Here is a 23,943-nt window from a genome sequence, read left to right as displayed (position 1 = left end):
GGGTAGGTATACGGTCTCGGGCTCAGCCGGGCAGGCCCAGCAGCGCACCGAGGCTGGCCAGGCTGACCCCCGGGCTCTGCAGGACGCTCGGCATGCCCTGTGCAGCGCGCAGGCTGGCCAGCTCCTCGGCCGACCGGCCCGCGTTGGCGGCGACGTCACCCTGCGACGGGATCTGCGGGACACCGTTGTACGGCACGTTCTGCGAACCGCGCACGTTGATCGGGCTGCCCTTCGGCTCGGCGCAGTACGCGTCGTCCTTCGGCGGGCGAGGCGCCGTGTCGGTGCCTTCGCGGTACTTGTCGAGGCCGATGTAGCCCTTGGTGCACGAAGGCGGGTTGAACAGGTTGAGCGCGAGGCCCAGGTGCGCGGTGCCGTCGTTGGCGACGCTGTTGGCGCCCGCCGCGAGCATCGGATAGGTCACCAGGCCCTGTTCGAGTCCGTCGAGCCGGGTCACGAGCAGGTTCGACGTCGTGAGCAGGTTCGCGGTCAGCGCGCCCAGCCCCGGCCCCGATTCCGCCAGCACCTCGCTGATCTGGGTCGCCACCCGCGGGGTGATCCCGATCAGCTTCCGGATGTCGGCGTCGGAGTTCTTCAGCGTGCCGGAGAGTTTGTTGAGGTCCGCGCTGAACGACTTCATCGAACTCGCCATGTCGTTCTGCGTGTCGAGGACCTGCCCGCCCTTTTCCAGCAGCTGGATGGTCTGCGGCAGGTACTCCTGCGCGGTCGCGGTGAAGCTGCGCGCGGTGTCGAGCAGCCGCTGCAGATCCGGGCCGGTGCCGTTGAAGGCGTTGTACGACTCGTCGACGACCTTGCGCAGCGAGTCGGTCGGCACCGACGCCGCGAGGCTGTCGAGGTCACCGATGAGCTGCTCGGTGGGCACCGGTGTCTTCACCTTGTCGGCCGGGATGACCGAACCCGGCTTCAGGAACGGGCCCTTCTCTCCCTTGGGCCTCAAGTCGACGAACTGCTCGCCGACCGCCGACCGGTTCGCGACCACGGCGTCCAGATCGGCGGGCACCTGCGGGGCGTCGGGCGCGATGTTGAGATCGGCTTCCAGCCCGGCCTTGGTCAGGCGCAGTTCGCCGACCCGGCCGATGTTGAAGCCGCGGTAAGTGACTTCGGCGTTCTGGAAGATGCCGCCCGACTGCTTGAGTTCGAGCTTCACCGTGTAGCCCTCGTCGCCGAAGACCTGGCCGAGACCGGCGAACCGGATCAGCGCGTACACGATCGCGACGATGGAGATGATCGCGAACGCGACCAGCTGGAGTTTCGTCCTGCGGAGCAGCATCAGCCCGCACCTCCCGAAAGCAGGCCGAAGATCCCGGCGGGTCCGGTCTGTCGCGGCTGCCCACCGCCCTGCGGCGCGCTCGCCTGACTGCCCGCGACACCGCCGACGCTGTCGGGGATCGGCAGCGGCGGGTTCACGCCGGGTCCCTCGGTCCCGCCGGTCAGCCCCGGCACCGGGACGACGTCCTTGAGCGGGTTCTCGCGGCTGCGGCCGAGGTTCTTGAGGATCTCGTTCAGGTTCAGGTCGACCTTCGCGAACAGGTTGAAGTAGTCGCCCTTGACGCCCTCGTACGCGGCGTCGCTGAACGGGAAGGTCAGCAGGATCTCCAGCGCCTTGGGCAGATCCGAGCCCGCTTCGCCGAGCTTCTGCAGCGTCGGCCGCAAGGCCTTGAGGTCGGCGACGAGGTCTTCCTTGCTCTTGTTCACGGTGTCGACGGCGACGCCGGAAAGGTGGTTGAGCGCGTTGAGCATGGTGACCAGCTGACCGCGTTGCTGCTCCAGCACACCGAGACCGGGGCCGAGGTTGTCGACCGCGCCGACCAGTTTGTCCTTCTGGCCGTTCAGCGTCAGCGAGAGCCGGTTGAGCCCGTCGAGCGCGCGTGTGATGTTCGCGGACTGCTTGTCCAGGTTCGTCACCAGCTGGTTGGTGTTGTTCAGCAGCGCCTTGAGCTCCGGTGAGCGGCCGCTGGTGGCGTTGTTGAGTTCCTTGGTGATGGTGTTGAGCTGGTCCACGCCGCCACCGTTGAGCAGCAGCGAAAGCGCGCCGAGCAGCTCTTCGACCTCGACGCTGCGGTTTGTGCGCGCCAGCGGGATCACCGCGTTGTCGGCGAGCTTGCCCTGACCGTCGGCGGGCGCGGCCAACTCGACGTACTTCTCACCGAGCAGGCTCGACTGTCTGACGTTGGCCAGCGCGTTCGCCGGCAGTTTCACGTCGCCGTTGACCCGGACGGTGACCTCGGCGTTCCAGCCGTCCTGGGTCAGCCCGATCGCTTCGACGCGGCCGACGGAGACCTCGTTGACCTTCACCCCGGCTTGCGGGGTCAGGTCCAGCACGTCCCGGAACTGCACCTTGACGGTGTACGGGTGGTCGCCGAGTTCGGCGCCACCGGGCAGCGGGATGTCGTAGATCCCGCTGAAGGCACAACCGCTCAACGTCAGCGCCGCCACCGTTCCGCAGGCCACCAGAGCGAGCTTCCGCAGTGTCTTCTTGCAGCGCATCACTTCGCCGCCGATCCGTAGAGCTGACCCGCGATGGGGAGCGGAAGCGGCGGCAGCTCGCCCGCCTGCGAGGACTGGATCACCTGCGCGATCGACGGCAGCGGCACCAACCCGTCGACCAGACCGGCGACCCCCTTGCACGCGTCGCCCAGCGCGTCGAGCGCGTCCGGGGTCTGCTTGAGCAGGTTGCACACCATCACCAGCGGGGGCTGGGTGAGTTCGTTGAGGTTGGCCCGCGCGTCGAGCGTGCCCGACGAGGCGTTGTAGGTGTTGACCAGGTTCCCGAGGCCGACCGGGGCGACGTCGAGGATCTCGGCGAGCGCGCCGCGCTGGTCGACGAGCACCTTGGTCACGCTCGCCAGCTTGTCCACATTGGACTTGAGCCGGTCGCGGTTCTTCTCGATGAACGCCTGCACCGCGGTGAGCGTGTCGGACAGCTGTTTCACCGTGGCCGCGAGGTTTTCCCGCTCCCCCGCGAGGAATCCGCTGACGTCGGCGAGCTGTCGCTCGAAGTCGCGGACCTGCTTGTCGCTGTTCACCAGCGTCTGCGAGAAAGAGCCGAGGTTTTCGACGGTCTTGAACAGGTCGTCCTTGTTCCCGGACAACGTGCCCGCGGCCTGGCCGAGTTTCGTGATCGTGTCGTGCAGTGCCTGCCCGTTGCCGTCGAAGTTCTTCGCGGCGGTGTCGAGCAGGTTCGACAGCGACCCGTTCTTGTTGGCGCCGTTGGGGCCGAGCGACTTGCTGACCCGCGAAAGGCTGGCGGCGAGTTCGTCGACCTCCAGCGGGACCTCGGTGCGATCGAGGCCGATGACGGCGCCGTCGTCGATCCGCGGGCCGCCCTTGTAGGCCGGGGCCAGCTGCACGTAGCGGTCGCTGACCAGCGACGGCGACACGATGATCGCCTTCGCGTCGGCGGGCACCGCCACCGTGCGGTCGTATTCGAGTTCGACGCGGACCTGGTTGCCCATGGGCTGGATCTTGGTGATCGTGCCCATTTCGACGCCGAGCATGCGGACGCTGTTGCCCTCGTAAAGGCCGACGGCGCCGGCGAAGTAGGCGGTCAGGTGGTTGCGCCCGGCGTCCTTGAGCGTCCACCACAGCGCGCCGGCGACCACCAGCGCGAGCACGATCGCGATGGTGAAACCGCGGGCGAGGCCCGCTCCGAGACGGGTACTCATTTCTCGTAGCACCCCTTCTCGTTGATCGGCCCGAACGACGGCAGGACCAGTCCGCAGATGTAGTTGTCGAACCAGCGGCCGTTGCCGATCGTGTTCGTGAACACCCGGATGAACGGCGCGAACCGCGCGATGCCCTGGCCGAGGGCGTCCTGGTTGCGCTGCAGCATCGAGGTCAGCTGGTCGAGCTGGGTGAGCACCGGGTCGAGCTGCGCGTCGTTGTCGTCGACCAGGCCCTTGAGCTGGGTGGCGAGGTTGCGCGAGCCGTCCAGCAGCGCGGCGATCGCGTCCTTGCGCCGGGACACCTCGCCGAGCAGCTTGTTGCCGTCGGTGAGGAGCTTCTGGAACTCGGCGTCGCGGTCGACGAGCGTCTGCGAGACCTGACGCGTGTTCGCGAGCAGGGTCGAGAGCTGCGAGTCCCGCGACGCGATCGTGTCCGAGAGCCGGGAAAGGCCGTTCAGGGCGCCCTTCACGTCGGCCGGGGTGTCGGCGAAGGTCTCCGTGATGACGTCGAAGCTCTTCGCCAGCTGCGCGGTGTCGATGTCGTCGACGGTCTGCGAAAGCCCGCGGAAGGCGTCGAGTACGTCGAACGGCGACGCCGTGCGATCGCGCGGGATGGTCGCGCTCGGGTCGAGCGTGCGCTGCCCCTGCGGGTCGAGCGCCAGGTACTTCTGGCCGAGCACGGTCTTGATCTTGATCGCCGCGCTGGTCTTGTCGCCGAGCCAGGCGTCCTTGACCTTGAAGGAGATCCGGACCTTGTCGCCGTCGAGTTTGATCTCGGAGACCTTGCCGACCTTCACCCCGGCCACCCGGACGTCGTTGTCCTCCTGCAGGCCCGAAGCCTCGCTGAAGTCCGCGCTGTAGGTCGTCCCACCGCCGATCACCGGCAGGTCCTCGGAGTTGAGCGCGGCGAGGAAACCGAGCAGCAGCACCGAGACACCGACCAGCGCGATCGGGATCGGATTGCGTTTCCGGAACGACTTCATGCCGTGCACCTCGCCCGGTTCACCGGCAGCAGCGGCAGGTTGATCGGCTCGTTGATCAGCGGAGGCAGGGCGACGGCTCCCGTCAGTTCACAGGCGAAGAAGTTGAACCAGGAGCCGTAGTCGGCGGTGCGGGTCAGCGCCGTCACCTTCTGCGGCATGAACTGGATGAAGTGCTCGACGATCGGCTGGCTGTCGTTGAGGTTCTTCGTCAGCGTGCCGAGCGCGGCGATGTCCTGCTTGAGCGGCTCGCGCGCCTCGCCGAGCAGGCCGGACGTCGTCTGGGCGAGGGTGCCGAGCGAAGCGATGGCGTCGCCGATCGGCTCGCGGTCCGCGGCCAGCCCCGACACCAGCTGCTGCAACTTGACGATCAGGTCGTTCAGCTGCGGCGTATGCGCGTTGACCGTGTCGAGCACCGAGTTCAGGTTGTCGATGACCTCACCGATCACCTGGTCCTTGTCGGAGATCGTGGTGGCCAGCGACGCGGTGTGCCGCAGCAGGCTTTCGATCGTGCCGCCTTCACCCTGCAAGACCTGGATGACCTCGTAGGACAGCTTGTTGATGTCGTCCGGGTTGAGCGCGGTGAACAGCGGCTTGAAGCCGTTGAACAGCTGCGTCAGGTCGAGCGCGGGCGTGGTCCGCTCCAGCGGGATGTTGCCGCCGGGCTCCAGCGTCTTACCGGAGGAGTCGGTGCCCTGCCCGAGCGAGAGGTAGCGCTGGCCGACCAGGTTCCGGAACTTGATCTGCGCGGTCACCCCGGCGGGCAGTTTGCGGCCGGCGTCCACTTCGAACTCGATCTCGGCCTGGCGGCGGTCGACGATGCGGACCTCCTTGACCTGCCCGACCCGGACGCCCGCGATACGGACGTCGTCGTTGGGCAGCACCAGGGTCGCGTCGCTGAAGCGCGCCTTGTAGGCGTTGGTGCTGGTGGTGTTGATGTTGGCGATGCTGATCCCGAGGATCGTCGTGAACAGCACGGTGATCACGACGAAGACGCAGAGCTTGATCAGCGGTGCGAGCAGTCCCCTCACTGGACGTGCACCTCCGCTCCCCGATAGAGCGGCCCGACGAGCAGCGAGCCCCAGCCGGGCACGTCCGAGGCGGCCATGCCGACCTGCGGGGCGACCAGCTGCGCGAGGAAGTCCGATTCGGAAGTGCTGTAGGACGGGCTACCGCCGGGCGCTCCCCCGCCGTTGTAACCGCCTACGTTGGCGAAACCGTTCGAGGGTGAAAGGCCGTCGTTGGCCGACCGCGCCGGCGGTTTGACCGTGCTGCCGTCCTTGATCGGGCCGTCCGGCGGGTACTGCGGGAACGGGTCCGGGAACTGCTTCAGGTCGTAGCAGCGCGGACCGCGTTTGTCCTCGAACCGCGGCTCGTCCTTGCCGGGCAGGTACGGCCCGCGGTTGACGGTGACCTCGATGGTCGCGTGCAGACCGGGCCGGTTCGTGCCCTTGCCGAGCGCCTTGTCGATCTTCGGCAGATTGGCGGCCATCTGCCCGATCACGCAGGGGTACTCCGGCGCGTACTTCGCCAGCAGTTCCGCCGTCGGGCGGGCGCTGTCGGCGAGGCGGATCAGGTTGTCGGCGTTGTTCCGCAGGAACGTCTGCAGATCGACCGAAGCCTGGGTGACGCTGCCGTAGAGGTTCTGCAGGTTCATCTTCTGGTCGGCCACGGTGCGCGTGGTCGTGCTCAGGTTGTCCAAGGTCTGCACCAGATCCGGGGCGACGGCGTTGAGGTTGTCCGAGAACTCGGCCAGCTCCTTGAGGTTCTGCTGGAGCTGGGGCTCGTGGGGATTCAGGTCGCCGACGTAGGTGCCGAGCTGCGCGAGGGTGTCGCCGAGCTGGTCGCCGCGGCCGTTGAGCGCGGTGGAGATCGCCGAAAGCGTGCTCGAAAGCTTCTGCGGCTGAACCGCCTGAAGCACCGGCATCAAATGGGCGAAGGCCTGCTCGAGTTCGACGGCGCTGGACGTGCGGTCTTGCGTGATCACGTCGCCCTCGGCGATCGTCTTCGCCGAGGGGACTTCCGGGATTTCGAGGGAAACGAAACGCTCACCGAACAACGTCTTCGGCAGGAATCGCGCGGAAACGTTCTGGGGGATCAGTTTCGCCGACTCCGGATTCAGCGCGAGCGTGAGTTCGGCGCCCTCCGTCGTCGCGGCGATGTCCTTCACCGAACCGACGATGAGCCCGCGGACCTTCACGTCCGACTGCTTCAGCAGCTGGTTCCCGATGCTGCCCGACTGGAGCTTCACGCTCACCACGGGCGTGAAAGCGCGTTGGTACAGCGCGATGCTCAAGGCCACCCCGCCGATGAGCAAGGCGACAAGCAACAGACCGAGAAGCCTGCGCCGGACTGTCGCGATCATCCTGCGATCCTCACCGTGACGTCGGTTCCCCAGATCGCGAAACCGATGAAGAAGTTCATGATGGACACCGTGACGATGCTCAGCCGGACCGCCTTGCCGACCGCCACGCCGACACCGGCGGGACCACCGGAGGCCCGGTATCCGAAATAGCAATGGGACAGGATGATCAAGACGCTGAACAACAGCACCTTGATGAACGAATACAACACATCCTGTGGTGGTAGGAACAGGTCGAAATAATGGTCGTAGGTACCCGCTGACTGGTTGTAGATATAGATAACGACCAGCCGGGACGCCAGATACGAACTCAGCAGGCCGATCACGTACAGCGGGATGACCGCGACGAAACCGGCGATGATCCGCGTGGTCACCAGGTACGGCAGGCTCGGCACACCCATGACCTCGAGCGCGTCGATCTCCTCCGAGATCCGCATCGCGCCCAGCTGGGCGGTGAACCCGGCGCCCACCGTCGCCGACAGCGCGAGGCCCGCGACCAGCGGCGCGATCTCACGGGTGTTGAAGAACGCGGTCAGGAAGCCGGTGAAGGCCGAGGTGCCGATCGAGTTCAGCGCCGAGTAACCCTGAAGGCCGACGAGAACACCGGTGAACAAGGTCAGGCCGACCATGACGCCGACCGTGCCGCCGATGACGGCGAGCGAGCCGGAACCGAAACTCACCTCGGCCAGCAGCCGCAGGACCTCTTTGGTGTAGCGGCGCAGCGTCCGCGGCGTCCACAACAACGCGCGGCCGTAGAACGACATCTGGTCGCCGAGGTTGTCCAGTGTCTGCAAAGGACGGTTGGCAACCCCCTTGGCGCGGGTGAGGAAGGTCATGCGTCAGTCCAGCTTTCCGGGCACGATCTGCAGGTAGATCAGCGTGATCACGAAGTTCACCACGAACAGCATGAGGAACGTGATGACCACAGCCTGGTTCACCGCGTCCCCGACGCCCTTCGGGCCGCCGGACGGATTCAGTCCCCGGTAGGAGGCGACGACCGCGGCGATGAAGCCGAAGATCAGCGCCTTCAGCTCGCCGACCCAGAGGTCCGGGAGCTGGGCCAGCGCGGAGAAGCTCGCCAGGTACGCGCCCGGCGTCCCGCCCTGGAGGACGACGTTGAAGAAGTACCCGCCGAGCACACCGATGACGCTGACCATGCCGTTCAGCAGGAGCGCCACCAGCATCATCGCGAGCACCCGCGGCACGATCAGCCGCTGCACCGCGGAGACGCCGAGCACCTCCATGGCGTCGATCTCTTCACGGATCGTCCGCGCGCCGATGTCCGCGCAGACCGCGCTACCGCCGGCGCCCGCGACCAGCAGCGCGGTGACCAGCGGACTGGCCTGTTGCACGGTGGCGAGCACCGACCCGGCGCCCGTGTAGGACTGGGCGCCGAGCTGGCGGGCGAGCGAACCGAACTGCAGCGAGATGACCGCGCCGAACGGGATCGCGACGAGCGCCGTCGGCAGGATCGTGACGCTGGCGATGAACCAGGCCTGCTGGATGAACTCCCGCAGCTGGAACGGGCGCTGGAAGATGCCACGAACGATGTCGAGGCCGAGAGCGAACAGGTTCCCGGTCTCGCGCACCATGCCGATGCCGGGGATCTTCGCCGATGAAGCGGGAGAGCTCACGCGCCACCTGACCCCGGATCATGTGGCCGCATGCGGTGGTTGCCCGGTCTTCCCGGATGCGGGATGTGGGCGACCTGGTCGTCGGGCAGCCGCCCCTGGTGGTGGTTCGGCATAGAGCCGTCGCTCTGCTGCGAACGATGTCCCGCGGCGGCGAGCCGCTGCGGGCGGACGCCGTAGCGCTGCTGCTCCTCCGTGGAGAGCGACTCGATGATGCTCTGCTGCGCCTCGTGCGGGAGACCGGAGAGGATCTGCATGACGCGGTCCTTGCGGCGGACCGCGCCCATCCGCGTCGGCACGCCCGGCGTCGGCTGCATCTGCGGCGGCACCCCGCTGACGTCCTCGACACCGCCCGAGTGGTGACCGGCCTCGAACATCGCGCGCTCGGCGGCGAGCTGGGCCGAATCCTTCTCCTCGCTCATGCCGATGGGGCCGTCCATCTTGCCGTTGAGGAACTGCTTGACGACCGGCTCCTCACTGGTCAGCAGCACCTCACGCGGGCCGAACATGACCAGTTCCTTGCGGAAGAGCATGCCCAGGTTGTCCGGGACGGTGCGGGCGAGGTTGATGTTGTGCGTGACGATCAGGAACGTCGCGTCGATCTGCGCGTTGACGTCGAGGAAGAGCTGGGAGATGTAGGTGGTGCGGACCGGGTCGAGGCCGGAGTCCGGCTCGTCGACCAGGATGATCTGCGGGTCGAGCACCAGGGCGCGGGCGAGGCCGGCGCGCTTGCGCATACCGCCGGAGATCTCGCCGGGCAGCTTCTTGTCGGCGCCGTTGAGACCGGTCATCTCGAGCTTCTCGAGGACGATCCGGCGGACCTCGGTCTCCGACTTCTTCGTGTGCTCGCGCAGAGGGAACGCCACGTTGTCGTAGAGGTTCATCGAGCCGAAGAGCGCGCCGTCCTGGAAGAGGACGCCGAAGAGCTTGCGCACCTCGTAGAGCTGGTGTTCGGAGCACGTCACGATGTCGACGCCGTTGATCATGCAACGGCCGCGGTCCGGCTTGAGCAGACCGATCATCGACTTCAAGAAGACGGACTTACCGGTTCCGGACGGACCGAGCATCGCCGAAACCTCGCCCGGAGGCAGGGTCAGCGTGACGTCCCGCCAGATGGCCTGCTTACCGAAGGACTTGCTCAGACCTTCGATGACCACCTCGGCACCCATCGCACCTCCAGGAGCTGTTCCGCGTCGTCGCGCACTGCCTTCCCGTCCCACTGGCTCGGGAGGGCGCATGCGTCCGCGCAGCGATACCCGCGTCAACCAGGTGCAACGAGCTGAGTGCGAACAGGTTACTCACCAGTTTTCTTTTCTGGCCAGACCCGCGGGTAACTTTTCGCGCAGCCCGTGCACCGCTTGCAGCACCGTAGTGCACGTCACTTCCACCCGCAGATCCACGACGCCCCCTCGCCCAGGTCAGCGCGCTGCCGCGTCGCGATTAGGGGGCTAAACGCAGGTCAGCGGACCTGCCGCCGGGCCCCTCCCACCCCTGGCCCCGGATCGCGATTAGGGGGCGAAACGCACCTGGGGGCTCAGGTGCTTAGCGTGGCTACGCGTCACACTTAGCCCGCGAAAGTCGAAGCGCGCAGGAGGCCGGGGACAGCGAAGGGGCGGGCATCCGTGCTGGATGCCCGCCCCTTCGACGGTGCTGCGGTAGGCGCTGACGCGCCCGAGATCACTTGATGGCGATCTTGGCGCCCGCGGCCTCGAGCTTCTCCTTGGCGGCCTCGGCGGCCTCCTTGTCGACCTTCTCCAGGAGGGCCTTGGGAGCGGCCTCGACCAGCTCCTTGGCCTCCTTCAGGCCCAGGCCCGAGACGACCTCACGGACGACCTTGATGACCTGGATCTTCTTCTCACCAGCGGACTCGAGAACGACGTCGAACTCGTCCTGCTCCTCGGCGGCCGGGGCGGCAGCGGCACCCGGCGCGGCGGCGACGACGGCAGCCGGGGCGGCCGCGGTCACGTCGAAGGTGTCCTCGAATTCCTTCACGAACTCGGACAGCTCAAGAAGGGTGAGCTCCTTGAAGGCGTCGATCAGCTCGGTGGTGCTCAGCTTCGCCATGGTGGCTTTCCTCTCTGAAACGAACTAAAAGTTCGGGGTGGGGGGTGTTCAGCTCTCGGCGGGTGCTTCGGCTGCTTCGGTACCGGCGTTGCGCTGCTTTTCCTCCAGCGCGGCAGCCAGGCGAGCGACCTGGGACGCCGGCGCCTGGAACAGCGCGGCGGCCTGGGACAGCTTCGCCTTGAACGCGCCCGCCGCCTTGGCGAGCAGGACCTCACGGCTGTCGAGATCGGCGATCTTGTTGATCTCGTCCACGGACAGCGTCTTGCCGTCCATGAAGCCGCCCTTGATCACAAGCGCGTTGTTGTCCTTCGCGAAGTCGCGAAGCGCCTTCGCGGCGTCAACAGCTTCACCTTCGACGAAGGCGATGGCGGTCGGGCCGACGAACAGGTCTTCAAGGCCCTCGATGCCGGCGTCCGTGGCGGCACGCTTGACGAGGGTGTTCTTCGCGACCCGGTACTTGGCACTGGTGCCGAGAGCGCGGCGCAGCTGGGACAGCTGGGACACGGAGAGGCCGGTGTACTGGGTAACGACTGTGGCCGAGCTGCTGCGGAAGCTCTCCGCGATCTCGGCGACGGCCGCCTCCTTGTCGGGCTTCGCCATGGTCGCCTCCTCTCTTGGCTAGTGGTCCACTGGCCTTGAGAGCCCTGAAACGACGAAACGCCCCAGCGCAGACAGGCGCGGGGCGTCAGGGCAAGCGACGGATAACGTCGCGAGCGAGCCTCGTTCCTCCTGCGCGGGTCGCCCGCCCTAGCGGGGCCTTCGTTCTCCAAGCCAGATGACCAGGAGAAGACCAGCGGTCTTCGGTAGAACCTTGACAAGAGTACGCGACCCCTTTTCACCTCCGGCGGCACCCCCTCCCAACTCGCGTTTTTCGAGCTCCGCGCGCGTCAGCGCATCCCTTGAGGGTGGTGGCGGGGGCATGGATGGAGGGCTAAACGCGACCGGCGGAGTGCGCCGGGGGTCTCGCGAGGCATCATGGTGACGTGGCGGAGCAGCGTGATGACGGAAAGCCGGGCAACGAGCCCGGCACGGACATCGAGCCCAAGGCGGGAGGTCAGCCCGCGCCTCAGCTGAACGAGGAGCAACTGCGCCAGTTCCAGCAGTTTCAGCAGTTCCAGGACTATCTGAAGTTCACCGAGGCGCAGCAACAGGGCCTCGTGCCGACCCAGCCCGCGCAGCCCGTCACCCAGCACTACGGACAGCCGCCGGCGCCTCCGGGACCTCCTCCCGGCGAGCTCGTCCATGCCACTCAGCCGCGAGTGCCGCGTTGGCTGCGACGCCTGGGCGGGAAACTCCTGGCCTGGATGATCGTGATCGTGCTGATCTGCGTCGGGGCCACCATCGCCTACCGCCAGATCTTCCCCAGCGACGCCGGGCAGGACACGGCGACGTTCGTGCAGGGCGGCGGCGGCAAGCACCACACCAACCAGGTGCTTTCGACCAATCCCTGGGAAGCCGTGCGGGCCATCTACGACACGATCGGCAAGCCGTACCCGCCCGCCACCCGGGTCGAGAAGGTCTGCCTGTCGATGAGCGAACAGGCACAGGCCGAGTTCGCCCGCAACCTCGGCTACCCGGACTGCGCGACCGCCGTTCCGGCTTTGAACGCCAAGGTCACCGACATCACGCCGTACATCTACGCGGTGCGGCCGATGTCGAGCGTGGTCCCGCGGCAGAACCTGACGATCCACTCCTGCTGGTACAGCATCCGCGGAGGCCCCCTGCTGGGCAGCTTCACCCTTCAGGAAGTCGAGATGGGCCAGTGGCTGATCACCGGGCACGCGAACTCCCCCGTCCCCTGCCCTGCTCCCCCCACCGGCAACTGACCTGGGGCTTCTCCACCCCAGATCGCGGTTAGGGGGCTAAACGCAAGTGCCCGCCGGATCGCGATCAGGGGGCGGAAGTCGACGCCGGTCAGAGGTCGTGTGAGGTCAGGAAGCCGGTGAGGGCGGAGCCGAAGGCGGGGTTCGTGACGGCGGTCAGGTGGTCGCCGGGGACGCGGACGAGCCGGGCACCGGCGATGGCGGCGGCCAGGCGTTCGGGTTCGGCGGCCAGCGGGTCGGTGTCACCGGCGAGGACCAGGGTCGGGACGGCGATGGCCGTCAGGTCCAGTTTCGGGTTCGCGGTCCCGCGTGCGGCGGCGGCCAGCGCGACGCGGTCCGCGCGCAGAGCGTCGGCCAGGACCCGGAAAGGCGCCGAAGAGCGCGGAAGCGTCGCGGGATCCTCCGCCAGCAGGGCCTCGCTGATCGCCGCCGGCGTGACCACCCGCGTGTCCACACCCCCGAAGTCGACGATCCCCGAGCCGACCCCGCCGATCGCGAGGCACCGGATCCGCGGGTCGGCGGCCACCGCGCCGAGCGCGATCATCGCGCCCATCGAGTAGCCCACCATCGACACCTCGTCGAGGCCCAGCGCGTCGAGCAGCGCGGACACATCGCGGACCATCGCGTCGTCGCCGTAGCTCGCCTCGTCGTGCGGCTTCGCCGACCGTCCGTGCCCACGCGCGTCGAGGCTGATCACGGTCAGTCCCGCCTGCTGGAGCGTGGCGACGACGCCGGGCGCGATCCAGTTGGCGTTCGTGTCGGCGGCGAAGCCGTGCTGAAGGAGCACTGGACGTCCTTCGCCCTCCCACACGGTGTAGCTCAGCTGGAGCCCGTCGAACGACGCGAAGGTAGGCATGCCCTCCAGCAAACACGAAGAAGGGGCGGCCCCGCCGTAGCGGGACCGCCCCTTTCTCAGTGATGTCTAACTCAGACTCACGCTTCCTCGGAAAGGAGGTTGCGGGTCCGGGCCGGGTCGACCGGGACACCCGGGCCCATCGTCGTGGAGATCGTGACCTTCTTCAGGTAGCGGCCCTTGGCCGACGACGGCTTGGCGCGGAGGACCTCGTCCAGCGCGGCCGCGTAGTTCTCCACCAGCTTCTCGGTGTCGAACGACGCCTTGCCGATCACGAAGTGCAGGTTGGCCTGCTTGTCGACGCGGAAGTTGATCTTACCGCCCTTGATGTCCGTCACGGCCTTCGCGACCGCGGGGGTCACGGTGCCGGTCTTCGGGTTCGGCATCAGGCCACGCGGGCCGAGGATGCGGGCGATACGGCCGACCTTGGCCATCTGGTCCGGCGTCGCGATCGCGGCGTCGAAGTCGAGCCAGCCACCCTGGATGCGCTCGATCAGTTCGTCGGTACCGACCACGTCCGCGCCGGCGGCCTCGGCCTCGGCGGCCTTGTCACCGACGGCGAAAACGATGACGCGAGCGGTCTTACCGGTGCCGTGCGGCAGGTTCACGGTGCCGCGGACCATCTGGTCGGCCTTACGAGGGTCGACACCGAGGCGCATGGCGACCTCGACGGTGGCGTCCATCTTCGTCTTGGAGGTCTCCTTGGCCAGCTTCGCGGCCTCGAGCGGGGCGTACAGCCGCTCGCGGTCCACCAGCTCGAGGGCCTGACGGTAGGCCTTGCTGTGCTTGGTCATGCTTCTGTCCTCAACTCTTCAAACGGATCAGTGTGGTGCGTGAGCCAGCACTGGCTCTCCCACGTGGTGCTGGAAAACAGCGTCAGTCGACGACCGTGATGCCCATGGAGCGGGCGGTGCCGGCGATGATCTTCGCGGCCTGGTCGACGTCGTGCGCGTTCAGGTCGGATTCCTTGGTCTTCGCGATGTCGCGGACCTGGTCCCAGGTGACCTTGGCGACCTTGGTCTTGTGCGGCTCGCCGGAGCCCTTCTCCACGCCCGCGGCCTTCAGCAGCAGCTTCGCGGCCGGCGGCGTCTTGAGCTTGAAGTCGAACGAGCGGTCTTCGTACACGGAGATCTCGACCGGGACGACGTCCCCGCGCTGCGACTCGGTCGCGGCGTTGTAGGCCTTGCAGAACTCCATGATGTTGACGCCGTGCTGACCCAGCGCGGGGCCGACCGGCGGCGCGGGGTTGGCCGCACCCGCCTTGATCTGCAGCTTGATGATCGCCGCAAGCTTCTTCTTCTTGGGTGGCATTTCGTTGGTTCCTTCTTACTGACTTGAGTCCCCCGCACACCTGCCAGTACGCGGGGACTGCCGGCCGTCTGGCGGCCGTCAGATCTTGGAGACCTGGTTGAACGACAGTTCGACCGGGGTCTCCCGGCCGAAGATCGACACCAGGACCTTCAGCTTCTGCCCGTCCACGTTGACCTCGGAGATCGTCGCGGGCAGCGTCGCGAACGGGCCGTCCATGACGGTGACCGACTCGCCGATCTCGAAGTCGACCTCGACCGCGGGGCCGCCCAGCTGCGACTCCGACGCGGCGGCCTCGCCCTTGCCGGACTTGGCGGGCGCGGCGGCCTCGACCTTGGGCGCGAGGAACTTCAGCACCTCTTCGACCGTCAGCGGCGAGGGACGCGACGTGGCACCGACGAACCCGGTGACGCCCGGCGTGTTGCGCACCGCGCTCCACGAGGCGTCGTTCAGGTCCATCCGGACCAGGATGTAGCCGGGCAGCACCTTGCGCTGCACCTGCTTGCGCTGGCCGTTCTTGATCTCGGTGACCTCTTCGGTCGGGACCTCGATCTGGAAGATGTAGTCCTCGACGTCCAGTGTCTGGGTCCGGGTCTCGAGGTTGGTCTTCACCTTGTTCTCGTAACCCGCGTACGAGTGCACGACGTACCACTCGCCGGGAGCGGCGTTGAGTTCCGCGCGCAGCTTCTCGACCGGGTCGGCGATTTCTTCGGGCTCGGGCTCGGCGGCGGTGTCGTCGGCCGCGTTGTCGTCGGTCTCGACGGACGACTCTTCGGCCTCCGCGACATCTCCGGCTTCGTCGACCTCGTCGCCTGCGGCGGGCACCTCGACGGAGTCCAGGTGCTCGGACGTCTCGTCGCCGAGTGCCGCGTGCACCTGCTCGTCGGAAAGCTCGGTCAGCTCATGACCGGCTGCTGTGCCGTTGTCGGAGGTCACGTTCCGTCCTCTCAGTTGATCGGTTGCCGTGGCGCAGGGCAGGCGTGCGGTGCGCTCAAGCCCCGCGACCGGCTGCCTCAGCTGCCGAAGACGGCACCGACGACCTCTTTGAAGGCCAGGTCGAGGCCGCTCACCAGCGCCACCATGAACACCACGAAGACCAGCACCACCGCGGTGTAGGTGACCATCTGCTTGCGGTTCGGCCAGATGACCTTGCGCAGCTCGGCCCAGACTTCGCGGACGAAGCGCATCAGCCGGGCGAAGATCGACGCCTGCTTCGGCTTGCGGTCGCGCTTCGGGGTCGCCGTGCCTTTGGCGTCCTTGGATTTCTCGGTCTTGTCCCCGGCCTTCGCCTTGCCGGCGGGGCGGGTCTTGTCGTCCGACTTGGCGTCGGCCTTCCCGGACGGGCGCGCGGACGCACGGCGCTCACGCCGGGCAGCGGCGGTCACCGGGCGGGACTGTTCGTCGGGCTTCCGCCCGGCGCCGTCCTGCGCCTTCTCACCGCTGGCGTCGCTGTCGCTCACGACCACTCCTCCGCCTTCACCAGTTCGCTTACGCAGGGGTGACAGGACTTGAACCTGCAACCTGCGGTTTTGGAGACCGCTGCTCTGCCAATTGAGCTACACCCCTTTGGAACCCCGATGCTCCGGAGCTCCCGAGGACACATTCCATCGTCCCCACCGCCGTGGCGGGGATGACCGTAGTGCGTTCCGAGACCAGAAGTCTACGGCAACCCCCGAACAGCTTCGCAACCGCGCCCCTCAAAGCGGCGCGGAGCAGCCTTCCGTGAGGAAACTCCCCCACGGCCGACCCCATGATCGTGCCACGATGTCGCCATGAGCGCTCCCCCACCCTCGCCTTCGCCGGCTTCCCGCGTCTCCGCCCGCATCGGCGGCATCACGCCGTCGGCAACGCTGGCCGTCGACGCGAAGGCCCGGGAGCTCAAGGCGCAGGGCCGTCCGGTGATCGGGTTCGGTGCCGGGCAGCCGGACTTCCCGACCCCGGCCAACGTGCTCGAAGCCGCCGAAGCGGCCGTCCGGGACAGGGTGAACCACGGCTACACCGCCGCGGGCGGGCTGCCGGAGCTGCGCGAGGCGATCGCCGTGAAGACGGCCCGCGACTCCGGGTTCGAGGTGGACCCGAGCCGGATCCTGGTGACCAACGGCGGCAAGCAAGCGGTCTATTCCGCGTTCGCCACCTTGCTCGACCCCGGCGACGAGGTGCTGCTGCCCGCGCCGTACTGGACGACCTACCCGGAGTCGATCGCCCTCGCCGGCGGCGTCGGAGTCCAGGTCACGGCGGACGAGACGACGAATTACCTGGTCACCGTCGAGCAGCTCGAAGCCGCCAGGACGCCGCGCACGAAGGTGCTGCTGTTCGTCTCGCCGTCGAACCCGACGGGAGCGGTGTACCCGCGCGAGCAGGTCGAGGCGATCGGGCGCTGGGCCCACGAGAACGGCCTGTGGGTCGTCACCGACGAGATCTACGAGCACCTGGTCTACGACGGCGCCGAAGCGCCTTCGATGCCCGTCGTGGTCCCGGAACTCGCCGACCGGACGGTCGTCCTCAACGGGGTCGCGAAGACGTACTCGATGACCGGCTGGCGGGTGGGCTGGCTGCTCGGCCCGCAGGACGTGGTCAAGGCGGCGACGGCGTACCAGTCGCACTTGTGCGGCAACGTTTCGAACGTCGCGCAGCGGGCCGCGCTGGCGGCGGTGAGTGGTCCGCTCGACGCCGTTTTCGAGATGCGCGAAGCGTTCGACTTCCGGCGCAAGACCGCGCTTTCGCTGCTTTCCGAGATCGCGGGCGTCGAAACGCCGGTGCCACTCGGCGCCTTCTACCTTTACCCGTCGGTGAAAGCCTTGCTGGGCAAGGAGATCCGTGGCGAGCGACCGGCGGACACGGTGGCGCTGGCCGATCTGATCCTGCGCGAGGCCGAGGTCGCCGTGGTGCCCGGCGAGGCGTTCGGGACCCCCGGGTACTTCCGGATTTCCTACGCGCTGGCCGAAAACGATCTCGCCGAGGGGATCACCAGGATGGGTCGCCTGCTCGCGGAAGGGCGGTGACCGTGATGCGGCTGGGAATCGCCCTTCCGCAGTACGGGCCCCTCGCGGCGATGGACGCCGTCGCCGGTTTCGCCACGGCCGCCGAAGAGCTCGGGTATGAGTCCGTGTGGGTCGGAGATCGGGTGCTGGCCCCGGTTTCGCCGTCGGACTTCTATCCCGGCGGCACGCCGGACCGGCCCTACCCGCCCGAATTCGTCACCTTCGCCGATCCGCTGATCCTGCTGACGGTGGCCGCGAGTGTCACGACGAAGGTTCGGCTCGGCACCAGCACGCTGACCGGGACCGTGTATCCGGCCGTAGTGCTCGCCCGGATGCTCACTTCACTGGACCAGGTGAGCGGTGGCCGGCTGGACGTCGGGCTGGGCACCGGCTGGCTTCGCGACGAGTACACCGCGACAGGCACGCCGTGGAAGGCGCGTGGCAAGCAACTGGAGGAGCTTCTCGACGTCCTTCGGGAGTTCTGGACCGGCGATCCGGTCGAGCACCGGGGCGACCGCTGGCAGATCCCGGCGTCGAAGGTGGGACTGCGGCCGTCGCAGCGCCCGCATCCGCCGGTGTTGCTGGGCGGAGGGTCGGCGGCGGCGCTGGACCGCGTCGGCAGGCGCGCGGACGGCTGGCTGCCTGCCGGGCTGCCCGCGCCCTACCTCGCGAAGCTCTGGGAAACCGTGGTGAGCGCGGCCGAGAAGGCGGGCCGCGACCCTGGCACGCTGCGGCGGGTGCTGCGGATCAATCCCAAGCCGGGCACGGACCTCAAGGACGTCGCGGCGCAGCTGGAGGCGGCCGCCGAAACCGGGATCACCGAGGCCTTCGTCGACCCGCACTACCTCGCACGGGATGTCGCGCACGCTCTCGATCTCGCCGCCGAGCTACGCGGTCTCGTCCCGAACTGAGGTCCCTCCCCCGGCGGGGAAGAGGCCCTCAGCGGTCAGGATTCGCCGTCGGTGAGCTGAACGAGTGCGTGGGCCTTCGCGGCGTACTTCCAGTCGCCGAGGTCCCGGACGGCGGTGCGTCCAGCAGCTCGTTGATGCCAGGTACGCGGCCCGCCCTGAACGTGATCCACGTCTCAGGCAACCGGCGATCACCCGTTCACGCGTAAATCACCGACGGTCGGACCGATGACAAAGGCGACCCAGGTCGCGTACAACGAACGGGTGACGCAGCGGAGAACTGGCGGCGGCTGTCTCTTCCTGGTGATCGTGCTGTCGGTCCTGGGGATTGCTTACCACCTGTGGGAGCGCGGAACATCGGTGACACCGACGGGGGTCACCACCTCGGATGGATCGGGCCGATATGTAGCGCTGGGTGACTCCTACACGGCTTCGCCGGGCACAGGACGTCCTGTGGGGGCGCCGGTGGGCTGCGACCGTTCGGACAACAACTATCCGAGCCTGCTCGCCGCGAGCCTGCGTCCGGCCGAGTTCGTCGATGTCAGCTGCGGTGGCGCCACGACCGAACACCTCACCGACGAGCAGAAGACGCGTGACGGCACGAACGCTCCGCAGCTCGACGCCGTCGATGGCGACACGACGCTGGTGACCGTCGGTATCGGTGGCAACGACGTGGGCTTCGTAGGCTTCGCGGGCCAATGCGCGACACAGCAACAGACCGCTTCGCCCTGCAAGACCCGGCTGACCTCGGGCGGGCGCGACCAACTCGCCGGTCGGATCACCGCCGTGGCGGACCGGCTCGGCGGAGTCCTGGACCAGATCCGCTCGAAGGCGCCCGAAGCGCGCATCGTGGTCGTCGGGTACCCGACGGTGCTTCCGGACGACGACGGCGGTTGCTGGCCGCTGCTGCCGGTCGGCGCGGGAGACGTCGCCTACTTCCGCGAGTCGCTGGCGCGGCTGAACACCACGCTGGCGAAGACGGCGAAGGAGCACGAAGCGGGCTTCGCCGACATGTCGACCGCGAGCAAGGGACGGGACATGTGCACTGCCGCGAACCGGCGCTGGGTCGAGGGCCCGGCACCCGCGGCGCCCGCCGCGCCGCTGCACCCGAACGCCCGGGGCGAGGAAGGCATGGCGGAGGTCATCGAGAAGCTGCTCAAGGTCGCATAGGGCACGCAAGTAGTCCTCTAGTTGCGATCCTTGCGCGCGCAAGGATCGCAACTAGAGGACCAAACGTGGAGGTGGGAGTCGCGCTTGAGGTCAGGCGCGGACGACCGCTTGGGCCTTCCCGAGCACGGCCTTGCCGTCGAACTTGGCGGTGATGTCGATCCGCGCGGTGCCGTCGTCGTTGATCACGGCGACCTTCCCGGTGAACTCGATCGTCGCCACGCCGTCGTTCGGCACGACCACGGGACGCGTGAAGCGCGCGAAGTAGTCAACGAGGCGGCCGGGGTCACCGAGCCAGTCTGTGACGAGCCGCGCGCCCAGCGCCATGGTGAGCATGCCGTGCGCGATGACGTCCGGCAGGCCGACCTCTTTGGCGAAGGCCTCGTTCCAGTGGATGGGGTTGAAGTCCAGCGAGGCGCCGGCGTAGCGCACCAGCTGCTCCCTGGTGACGTCGATGGTCAGCGGCGTCAGTTCTTCTCCGGCGGTGAACGTGCTCACGCGCCCTCCCCTCGGACCACGAGCTGGGCGTACGTGGTGGCGATCGGGCCACCGTCGGCGCCGGAGATCTCGGCGCGCAGGTTGATGAAGTCGTTCCCCGCACGGGTCATGATCTTGTCGATATGCGTGGTGAGCGACAGGATGTCCCCCGCGTGCACCGGCCGCGCGTAGGTGAACCGCTGGTCGCCGTGCACCATCCGCGAATAGTCGAGCCCCAGCTCGGGGTCGGTGACGATCGCGTTGATCGAGGCGAGGTTGATGATCGTGAGGAACGTCGGCGGTGCGATGACGTCGGGGTGACCGGCCGCCTTCGCCGCTTCGGTGTCGCGGTAGAGCGGGTTCGTGTCGCCGAGCGCGTCGGCGAACTCCCGGATCTTCTCGCGACTCACTTCATAGGTACTGGTCGGCGGGTACACCCGCCCGGTGAACGACTGGTCCAAGGCCACTCGAGCAGGCTACCGAACCCGGAAATGCCCGAAGCCGCCCTGGTGACCAGGACGGCTTCGGGTGAGACTTGTAGAACCGCCAGACGCTCAGCGGGTCTCTTTGTGAGTCCGGTGCGTACCGCAGTTCGGGCAGAACTTCTTCATCTCCAGGCGATCCGGGTTGTTGCGCCGGTTCTTCTTGGTGATGTAGTTGCGGTGCTTGCACTCCTCACACGCGAGCGTGATCTTCGGTCGCACGTCAGTGGCAGCCACAGCATTTCCTTCTCTACTAGGCCTGGGATACCCAGGATTACCGCGTAGCGGTGGCCGGACTTGAACCGGCGACACAGCGATTATGAGCCGCTTGCTCTGCCAGCTGAGCTACACCGCCCTTACATAACCCTAACCGCGACACGCTAGCGTGACGCGGTTGAGGTTGCGAGCCCCTTTACGGAATCGAACCGTAGACCTTTTCCTTACCATGGAAACGCTCTACCGACTGAGCTAAAGGGGCCTTGCCCTCTCGCGAGGACTTAGAAAGATTAGCAGGCCGGTTAAGGGGCCTTGACCGGGGGTCAGGTTACCGCAAAACCTCAGGTCAGCAGGGTTAAAACGGTCTCGGAGTGTCGGCCCGGCGAACGCGCCGTGCGGGCCTGCAGCCATGCCTCCAGGCGGTCCTCCGGCAGCGGCCGCGAGATGAGGTAGCCCTGTGCCACGTCACATCCCATCGCTTCGAGCTGATCCCGCGCCACGTCTTCCTCGACACCCTCGGCGACGACTGTGAGGCCGAGCGAGTGGCCCAATTCGACGATGGACCGCACGACGGCGAGGTCGCCGAGGTCGGTGCCCATGCCGAGGACGAAGCTCTTGTCGATCTTGACCTGGTCGACCGGAAGCTGCCGCAGATAGGCCAGCGACGAGTAACCGGTGCCGAAGTCGTCCACCGCGAGCACGATGCCCAGCGAGTGCAGTTCCCGCAGGATCGGCAGCGCCTTCTGCGGGTCGGACATCACACCGGATTCGGTCAGTTCGAAGGTGAGCAGCTCCGGCGGGATGCCGAAGCGGTCGAGTTCGCGGGCGACCTTCGTCGGGAAGTCCTCGTCGGCCAGGTTCCGCACCGACAGGTTCACCGCGGCGGAGATGCGCAGGCCTTCGTCGAGCCACTTCCGCACCCGCTTCAACGACTCTTCGAGGACGAAGGACGTCAGGACGCCGATGAGGCCCGCCGCTTCGATCGCCGGGACGAACTCGTCCGGGCCGAGCCTGCCGAACTCCGGGTGCACCCAGCGCACCAGCGCCTCGACACCCTGGATCTGCCGGTTCGGCAAGGTGATCTTCGGCTGGTAGTGGACGCTGAGCTGGCCTTCTTCGAGCGACTGCCGGAACTGCGTGACCATCTGGAACCGGCGCATGAAGATCTGGCCCATGCTGGCCATGTAGCCGCGGACCTCTTCGCCGCCCTTGGTGGCGCGGACGGCGACGTCTGCGCGCTGGAGGAGTCCATCGACGTCGACCTGGTCGTCGTCTTCGGCAGACGACGTGGCGTAGCCGATCATCGCGTTGGCTTCGACGGAAAGCCGGTCCACCGGGTACGGGGCGACGAGTTCCGCGCGGAGCAGTTCCGCGGCGGCCTGGGCGCGTTCCGGCGCGCAGCCGACGAGAAGTGCGGCGAAGGACGCGCCTTCGAGCCTGGCGAGCGGGACGTCCGGACCGAGCGCGTCACGGATCCGGCGTCCGGCGGCGATGACCATCCTGTCAGCCCACACGTAACCGAGCGCGTCGCTGACCGTGGAGAAGACGTCGAGGTCGACCCGCAGCACGACCGCGTCGACCTGTTCCCGCAACGGTTCCTTGGCGACCTGGCGGAAGCCCGGGCGGTTGAGCAGGCCGGTCAGCGGATCGTGGTAGGCGTCGTGGCGCAGGGTCGCGAGGAGGCGCCGGTTGTCCAGCGAAGTCGCGAGGTGGCTGGCCATCGTGCCGAGCAACTGGACGTCGTACTTGCCGAAACCACGCCAGCGGGACAGCCTGTCGTGCGCTTCGACGACGCCGAGGAGCTGGTTCGCACTGCGCAGCGGAACGACCAGCGCCTCCTGCGCGCCGCGGTCGAGCAACGCGGAGCGGACGTCGGGATTGGCTTCGGTAATCCGGAAATGCCGGACGTGCGCGCCGGGAAGGCGCAGCAACGGGTCGTCGGCGGCCGGGTCCACGGGCGGCAGTTCGTCACCCGCGACGACCATCCGCATGGTGTCCTTGGGTTCCAACCGCAGCCTGAGCACGACCCGGCCGGCGGCCAGCTGATCCTTGATGCGTTCGGCGATGGTCGCCCACTCGCGGACGTCGACGCCGCCGACGAGTTCGTCGGCTCGCCCGGCAGGCCGCGCGGCGGCCTGCTGACCGGAGCGCGCGACCATCAAACTGACGTCGGACAGCGCTTCCATGTCGCGCTGTTCGCGGAGCAGATCGGAGTACGCCCAGTACAACGCGGTGAGCCCGAGGAAGACGGCCAGCACGAGCGGCCAGGCCTTCGGCGTCCCGGAAATGACCAAATAGCCGGAAAGACCGACCGAGGCGTTGACGAAACCGACGACGAGGATGCGGCCGGTCAGCCGGATCGCGGTGCTGACCCGCATCCGGCGGCGCAGCACGCGGACGGCGGCGAGCGCGAGCAGCGTGCTGACCAGCGGCGCGGTCAAAGTGCCCGCCAGCGCGGCGATCCAGGTCATGTCGTGGGCGCCGGAGGCCTGTTTCACCAGTCCTGCCACGGCGAACGCGCCGGTGATCTCCAACAGGAACGCGCCCGCGTTGTAGAGGACGCGGCCGGCCACCTTGCGTGCCAGCAGGGTTCCGATGCCCGCCGCGAGATGCGCGACGAGGACGACTTCGAATGGTGCGACGAAGAAGCCGATGACCAGGGGGATCTCGGTGAACGAGATCGTCCACGAGATGCCGCTGCGGACGTCGACGTTGATCCCGAGTTGTTCGGCGAGCAGGAACGCGAGCGCGAGGATCGGCCCGATCCACAACAGGTCGTCCGAGGCTTCGAAGTCCAGCCACAGGCTGACCGCGGCCGCGGCGGCGATGCCCATGGTGAGGACGGCGAAGGTGTAGACGCGGAATCGTCGCTCGTCGGTACGAGCCTCCGTAACGGCCCCTCCCTTGCCCGGTGCCGCCTGTGCGGCGCTCCCGGGCCTGCCGTTCGTGTCCGGCATCCGACCTTCCTTCCCGGCTGCCCAACCGGTCTTGTCCTACCGCGACCTCGG

General features: G+C 67.6%; 24 protein-coding genes and 3 tRNA genes. 4 read left to right on the top strand and 23 right to left on the bottom strand.

All coding sequences use genetic code 11. The features are described 5' to 3' along the window. Positions 1-22: 22 nt before the first annotated feature. From BS329_RS29060 to rplJ, 11 genes are all read right to left on the bottom strand, one after another. The gene (locus BS329_RS29060) at positions 23-1,288 is read right to left on the bottom strand and encodes an MCE family protein (protein WP_076164386.1); all 1,266 of its coding nucleotides are present in this window, start codon (positions 1,286-1,288) and stop codon (positions 23-25) included. Further along, positions 1,288-2,505: an MCE family protein gene (locus tag BS329_RS29055; RefSeq protein WP_143253227.1), complete on the bottom strand. Its 1,218-nt coding sequence runs from the start codon at positions 2,503-2,505 to the stop codon at positions 1,288-1,290. The genes BS329_RS29060 and BS329_RS29055 overlap by 1 nt, the downstream gene beginning before the upstream one ends. After that, on the bottom strand, positions 2,505-3,683 hold the full coding sequence (locus BS329_RS29050; RefSeq protein ID WP_076164384.1) for an MCE family protein: 1,179 nt from the start codon (positions 3,681-3,683) through the stop codon (positions 2,505-2,507). Before BS329_RS29050 ends, BS329_RS29055 begins: the two co-directional genes overlap by 1 nt. Continuing rightward, the gene (locus BS329_RS29045; protein WP_076164521.1) at positions 3,680-4,666 is read right to left on the bottom strand and encodes an MCE family protein; all 987 of its coding nucleotides are present in this window, start codon (positions 4,664-4,666) and stop codon (positions 3,680-3,682) included. The genes BS329_RS29050 and BS329_RS29045 overlap by 4 nt, the downstream gene beginning before the upstream one ends. Beyond that, positions 4,663-5,694: an MCE family protein gene (locus BS329_RS29040; protein WP_076164382.1), complete on the bottom strand. Its 1,032-nt coding sequence runs from the start codon at positions 5,692-5,694 to the stop codon at positions 4,663-4,665. The genes BS329_RS29045 and BS329_RS29040 overlap by 4 nt, the downstream gene beginning before the upstream one ends. Next, positions 5,691-7,028, bottom strand: coding sequence for an MCE family protein (locus BS329_RS29035; RefSeq protein WP_084750274.1), 1,338 nt, complete (start codon positions 7,026-7,028; stop codon positions 5,691-5,693). The genes BS329_RS29040 and BS329_RS29035 overlap by 4 nt, the downstream gene beginning before the upstream one ends. Continuing rightward, positions 7,025-7,861 (bottom strand): MlaE family ABC transporter permease, encoded by an 837-nt coding sequence (locus BS329_RS29030; RefSeq protein WP_076164380.1) that lies wholly within the window; start codon positions 7,859-7,861, stop codon positions 7,025-7,027. Before BS329_RS29030 ends, BS329_RS29035 begins: the two co-directional genes overlap by 4 nt. Positions 7,862-7,864: 3 nt before the next feature. Continuing rightward, positions 7,865-8,617: an MlaE family ABC transporter permease gene (locus BS329_RS29025; protein ID WP_143253247.1), complete on the bottom strand. Its 753-nt coding sequence runs from the start codon at positions 8,615-8,617 to the stop codon at positions 7,865-7,867. Positions 8,618-8,655: 38 nt separating this feature from the next. Beyond that, positions 8,656-9,825 (bottom strand): ABC transporter ATP-binding protein, encoded by a 1,170-nt coding sequence (locus tag BS329_RS29020; RefSeq protein WP_076164376.1) that lies wholly within the window; start codon positions 9,823-9,825, stop codon positions 8,656-8,658. Positions 9,826-10,333: 508 nt separating this feature from the next. Beyond that, positions 10,334-10,720, bottom strand: coding sequence for a 50S ribosomal protein L7/L12 (rplL, locus tag BS329_RS29015; protein WP_076164375.1), 387 nt, complete (start codon positions 10,718-10,720; stop codon positions 10,334-10,336). A 48-nt stretch (positions 10,721-10,768) separates the two neighbouring features. Continuing rightward, positions 10,769-11,320, bottom strand: a complete 552-nt coding sequence (gene rplJ, locus BS329_RS29010) for a 50S ribosomal protein L10 (protein WP_020633288.1) — start codon at positions 11,318-11,320, stop codon at positions 10,769-10,771. Positions 11,321-11,703: 383 nt separating this feature from the next. Between rplJ and BS329_RS29005 the strand changes: the two genes are divergently transcribed. Then, positions 11,704-12,546: a hypothetical protein gene (locus tag BS329_RS29005; RefSeq protein WP_076164373.1), complete on the top strand. Its 843-nt coding sequence runs from the start codon at positions 11,704-11,706 to the stop codon at positions 12,544-12,546. A gap of 88 nt (positions 12,547-12,634) precedes the next feature. On the opposite strand, the gene BS329_RS29000 is transcribed toward BS329_RS29005, so the two are convergent. The 6 genes from BS329_RS29000 to BS329_RS28975 form a co-directional block, all read right to left on the bottom strand. Further along, positions 12,635-13,399, bottom strand: a complete 765-nt coding sequence (locus BS329_RS29000; protein WP_076164371.1) for an alpha/beta fold hydrolase — start codon at positions 13,397-13,399, stop codon at positions 12,635-12,637. A gap of 77 nt (positions 13,400-13,476) precedes the next feature. Then, complete coding sequence (gene rplA, locus BS329_RS28995; RefSeq protein ID WP_076164370.1) at positions 13,477-14,190, bottom strand: 50S ribosomal protein L1; 714 nt, start codon at positions 14,188-14,190, stop codon at positions 13,477-13,479. Positions 14,191-14,272: 82 nt separating this feature from the next. Further along, complete coding sequence (gene rplK / locus BS329_RS28990; RefSeq protein WP_076164368.1) at positions 14,273-14,707, bottom strand: 50S ribosomal protein L11; 435 nt, start codon at positions 14,705-14,707, stop codon at positions 14,273-14,275. 78 nt (positions 14,708-14,785) lie between these two features. Next, positions 14,786-15,640 (bottom strand): transcription termination/antitermination protein NusG, encoded by an 855-nt coding sequence (gene nusG, locus BS329_RS28985; protein WP_076164367.1) that lies wholly within the window; start codon positions 15,638-15,640, stop codon positions 14,786-14,788. Between the two features lie 77 nt (positions 15,641-15,717). After that, on the bottom strand, positions 15,718-16,170 hold the full coding sequence (secE, locus tag BS329_RS28980) for a preprotein translocase subunit SecE (RefSeq protein ID WP_076164365.1): 453 nt from the start codon (positions 16,168-16,170) through the stop codon (positions 15,718-15,720). A 27-nt stretch (positions 16,171-16,197) separates the two neighbouring features. Beyond that, positions 16,198-16,270: transfer RNA gene (locus BS329_RS28975), tRNA-Trp, on the bottom strand. Positions 16,271-16,476: 206 nt separating this feature from the next. Between BS329_RS28975 and BS329_RS28970 the strand changes: the two genes are divergently transcribed. The 3 genes from BS329_RS28970 to BS329_RS28960 all read left to right on the top strand — a co-directional run bounded on the left by BS329_RS28970 (position 16,477) and on the right by BS329_RS28960 (position 19,763). Then, positions 16,477-17,706 (top strand): pyridoxal phosphate-dependent aminotransferase, encoded by a 1,230-nt coding sequence (locus tag BS329_RS28970; protein ID WP_076164364.1) that lies wholly within the window; start codon positions 16,477-16,479, stop codon positions 17,704-17,706. After that, entirely contained in the window at positions 17,703-18,596 is an 894-nt protein-coding gene (locus tag BS329_RS28965) for a TIGR03619 family F420-dependent LLM class oxidoreductase (protein WP_076164362.1), read from the top strand. The genes BS329_RS28970 and BS329_RS28965 overlap by 4 nt, the downstream gene beginning before the upstream one ends. Positions 18,597-18,821: 225 nt before the next feature. Beyond that, positions 18,822-19,763, top strand: a complete 942-nt coding sequence (locus BS329_RS28960) for an SGNH/GDSL hydrolase family protein (RefSeq protein WP_143253226.1) — start codon at positions 18,822-18,824, stop codon at positions 19,761-19,763. A gap of 90 nt (positions 19,764-19,853) precedes the next feature. Here BS329_RS28960 and BS329_RS28955 read toward each other — a convergent pair whose 3' ends face one another. The 6 genes from BS329_RS28955 to BS329_RS28930 all read right to left on the bottom strand — a co-directional run bounded on the left by BS329_RS28955 (position 19,854) and on the right by BS329_RS28930 (position 23,892). Beyond that, positions 19,854-20,258, bottom strand: a complete 405-nt coding sequence (locus BS329_RS28955) for a MaoC family dehydratase (protein ID WP_076164361.1) — start codon at positions 20,256-20,258, stop codon at positions 19,854-19,856. Continuing rightward, positions 20,255-20,704, bottom strand: coding sequence for a MaoC family dehydratase N-terminal domain-containing protein (locus BS329_RS28950; protein WP_076164360.1), 450 nt, complete (start codon positions 20,702-20,704; stop codon positions 20,255-20,257). Before BS329_RS28950 ends, BS329_RS28955 begins: the two co-directional genes overlap by 4 nt. 87 nt (positions 20,705-20,791) lie before the next feature. Continuing rightward, the gene (rpmG, locus tag BS329_RS28945; protein WP_005152047.1) at positions 20,792-20,956 is read right to left on the bottom strand and encodes a 50S ribosomal protein L33; all 165 of its coding nucleotides are present in this window, start codon (positions 20,954-20,956) and stop codon (positions 20,792-20,794) included. 45 nt (positions 20,957-21,001) lie between these two features. Beyond that, positions 21,002-21,074, bottom strand: a tRNA-Met gene (locus tag BS329_RS28940). A 50-nt stretch (positions 21,075-21,124) separates the two neighbouring features. Continuing rightward, a tRNA-Thr gene (locus tag BS329_RS28935) sits at positions 21,125-21,197 on the bottom strand. Positions 21,198-21,276: 79 nt separating this feature from the next. Further along, positions 21,277-23,892: a putative bifunctional diguanylate cyclase/phosphodiesterase gene (locus tag BS329_RS28930; RefSeq protein ID WP_076164359.1), complete on the bottom strand. Its 2,616-nt coding sequence runs from the start codon at positions 23,890-23,892 to the stop codon at positions 21,277-21,279. Positions 23,893-23,943 lie beyond the last annotated feature (51 nt).

Source organism: Amycolatopsis coloradensis (assembly GCF_001953865.1).
In the GTDB taxonomy this organism is placed as follows: Bacteria; Actinomycetota; Actinomycetes; order Mycobacteriales; family Pseudonocardiaceae; genus Amycolatopsis; species Amycolatopsis coloradensis.
This window is presented reverse-complemented; position numbering and strand designations above follow the sequence as displayed.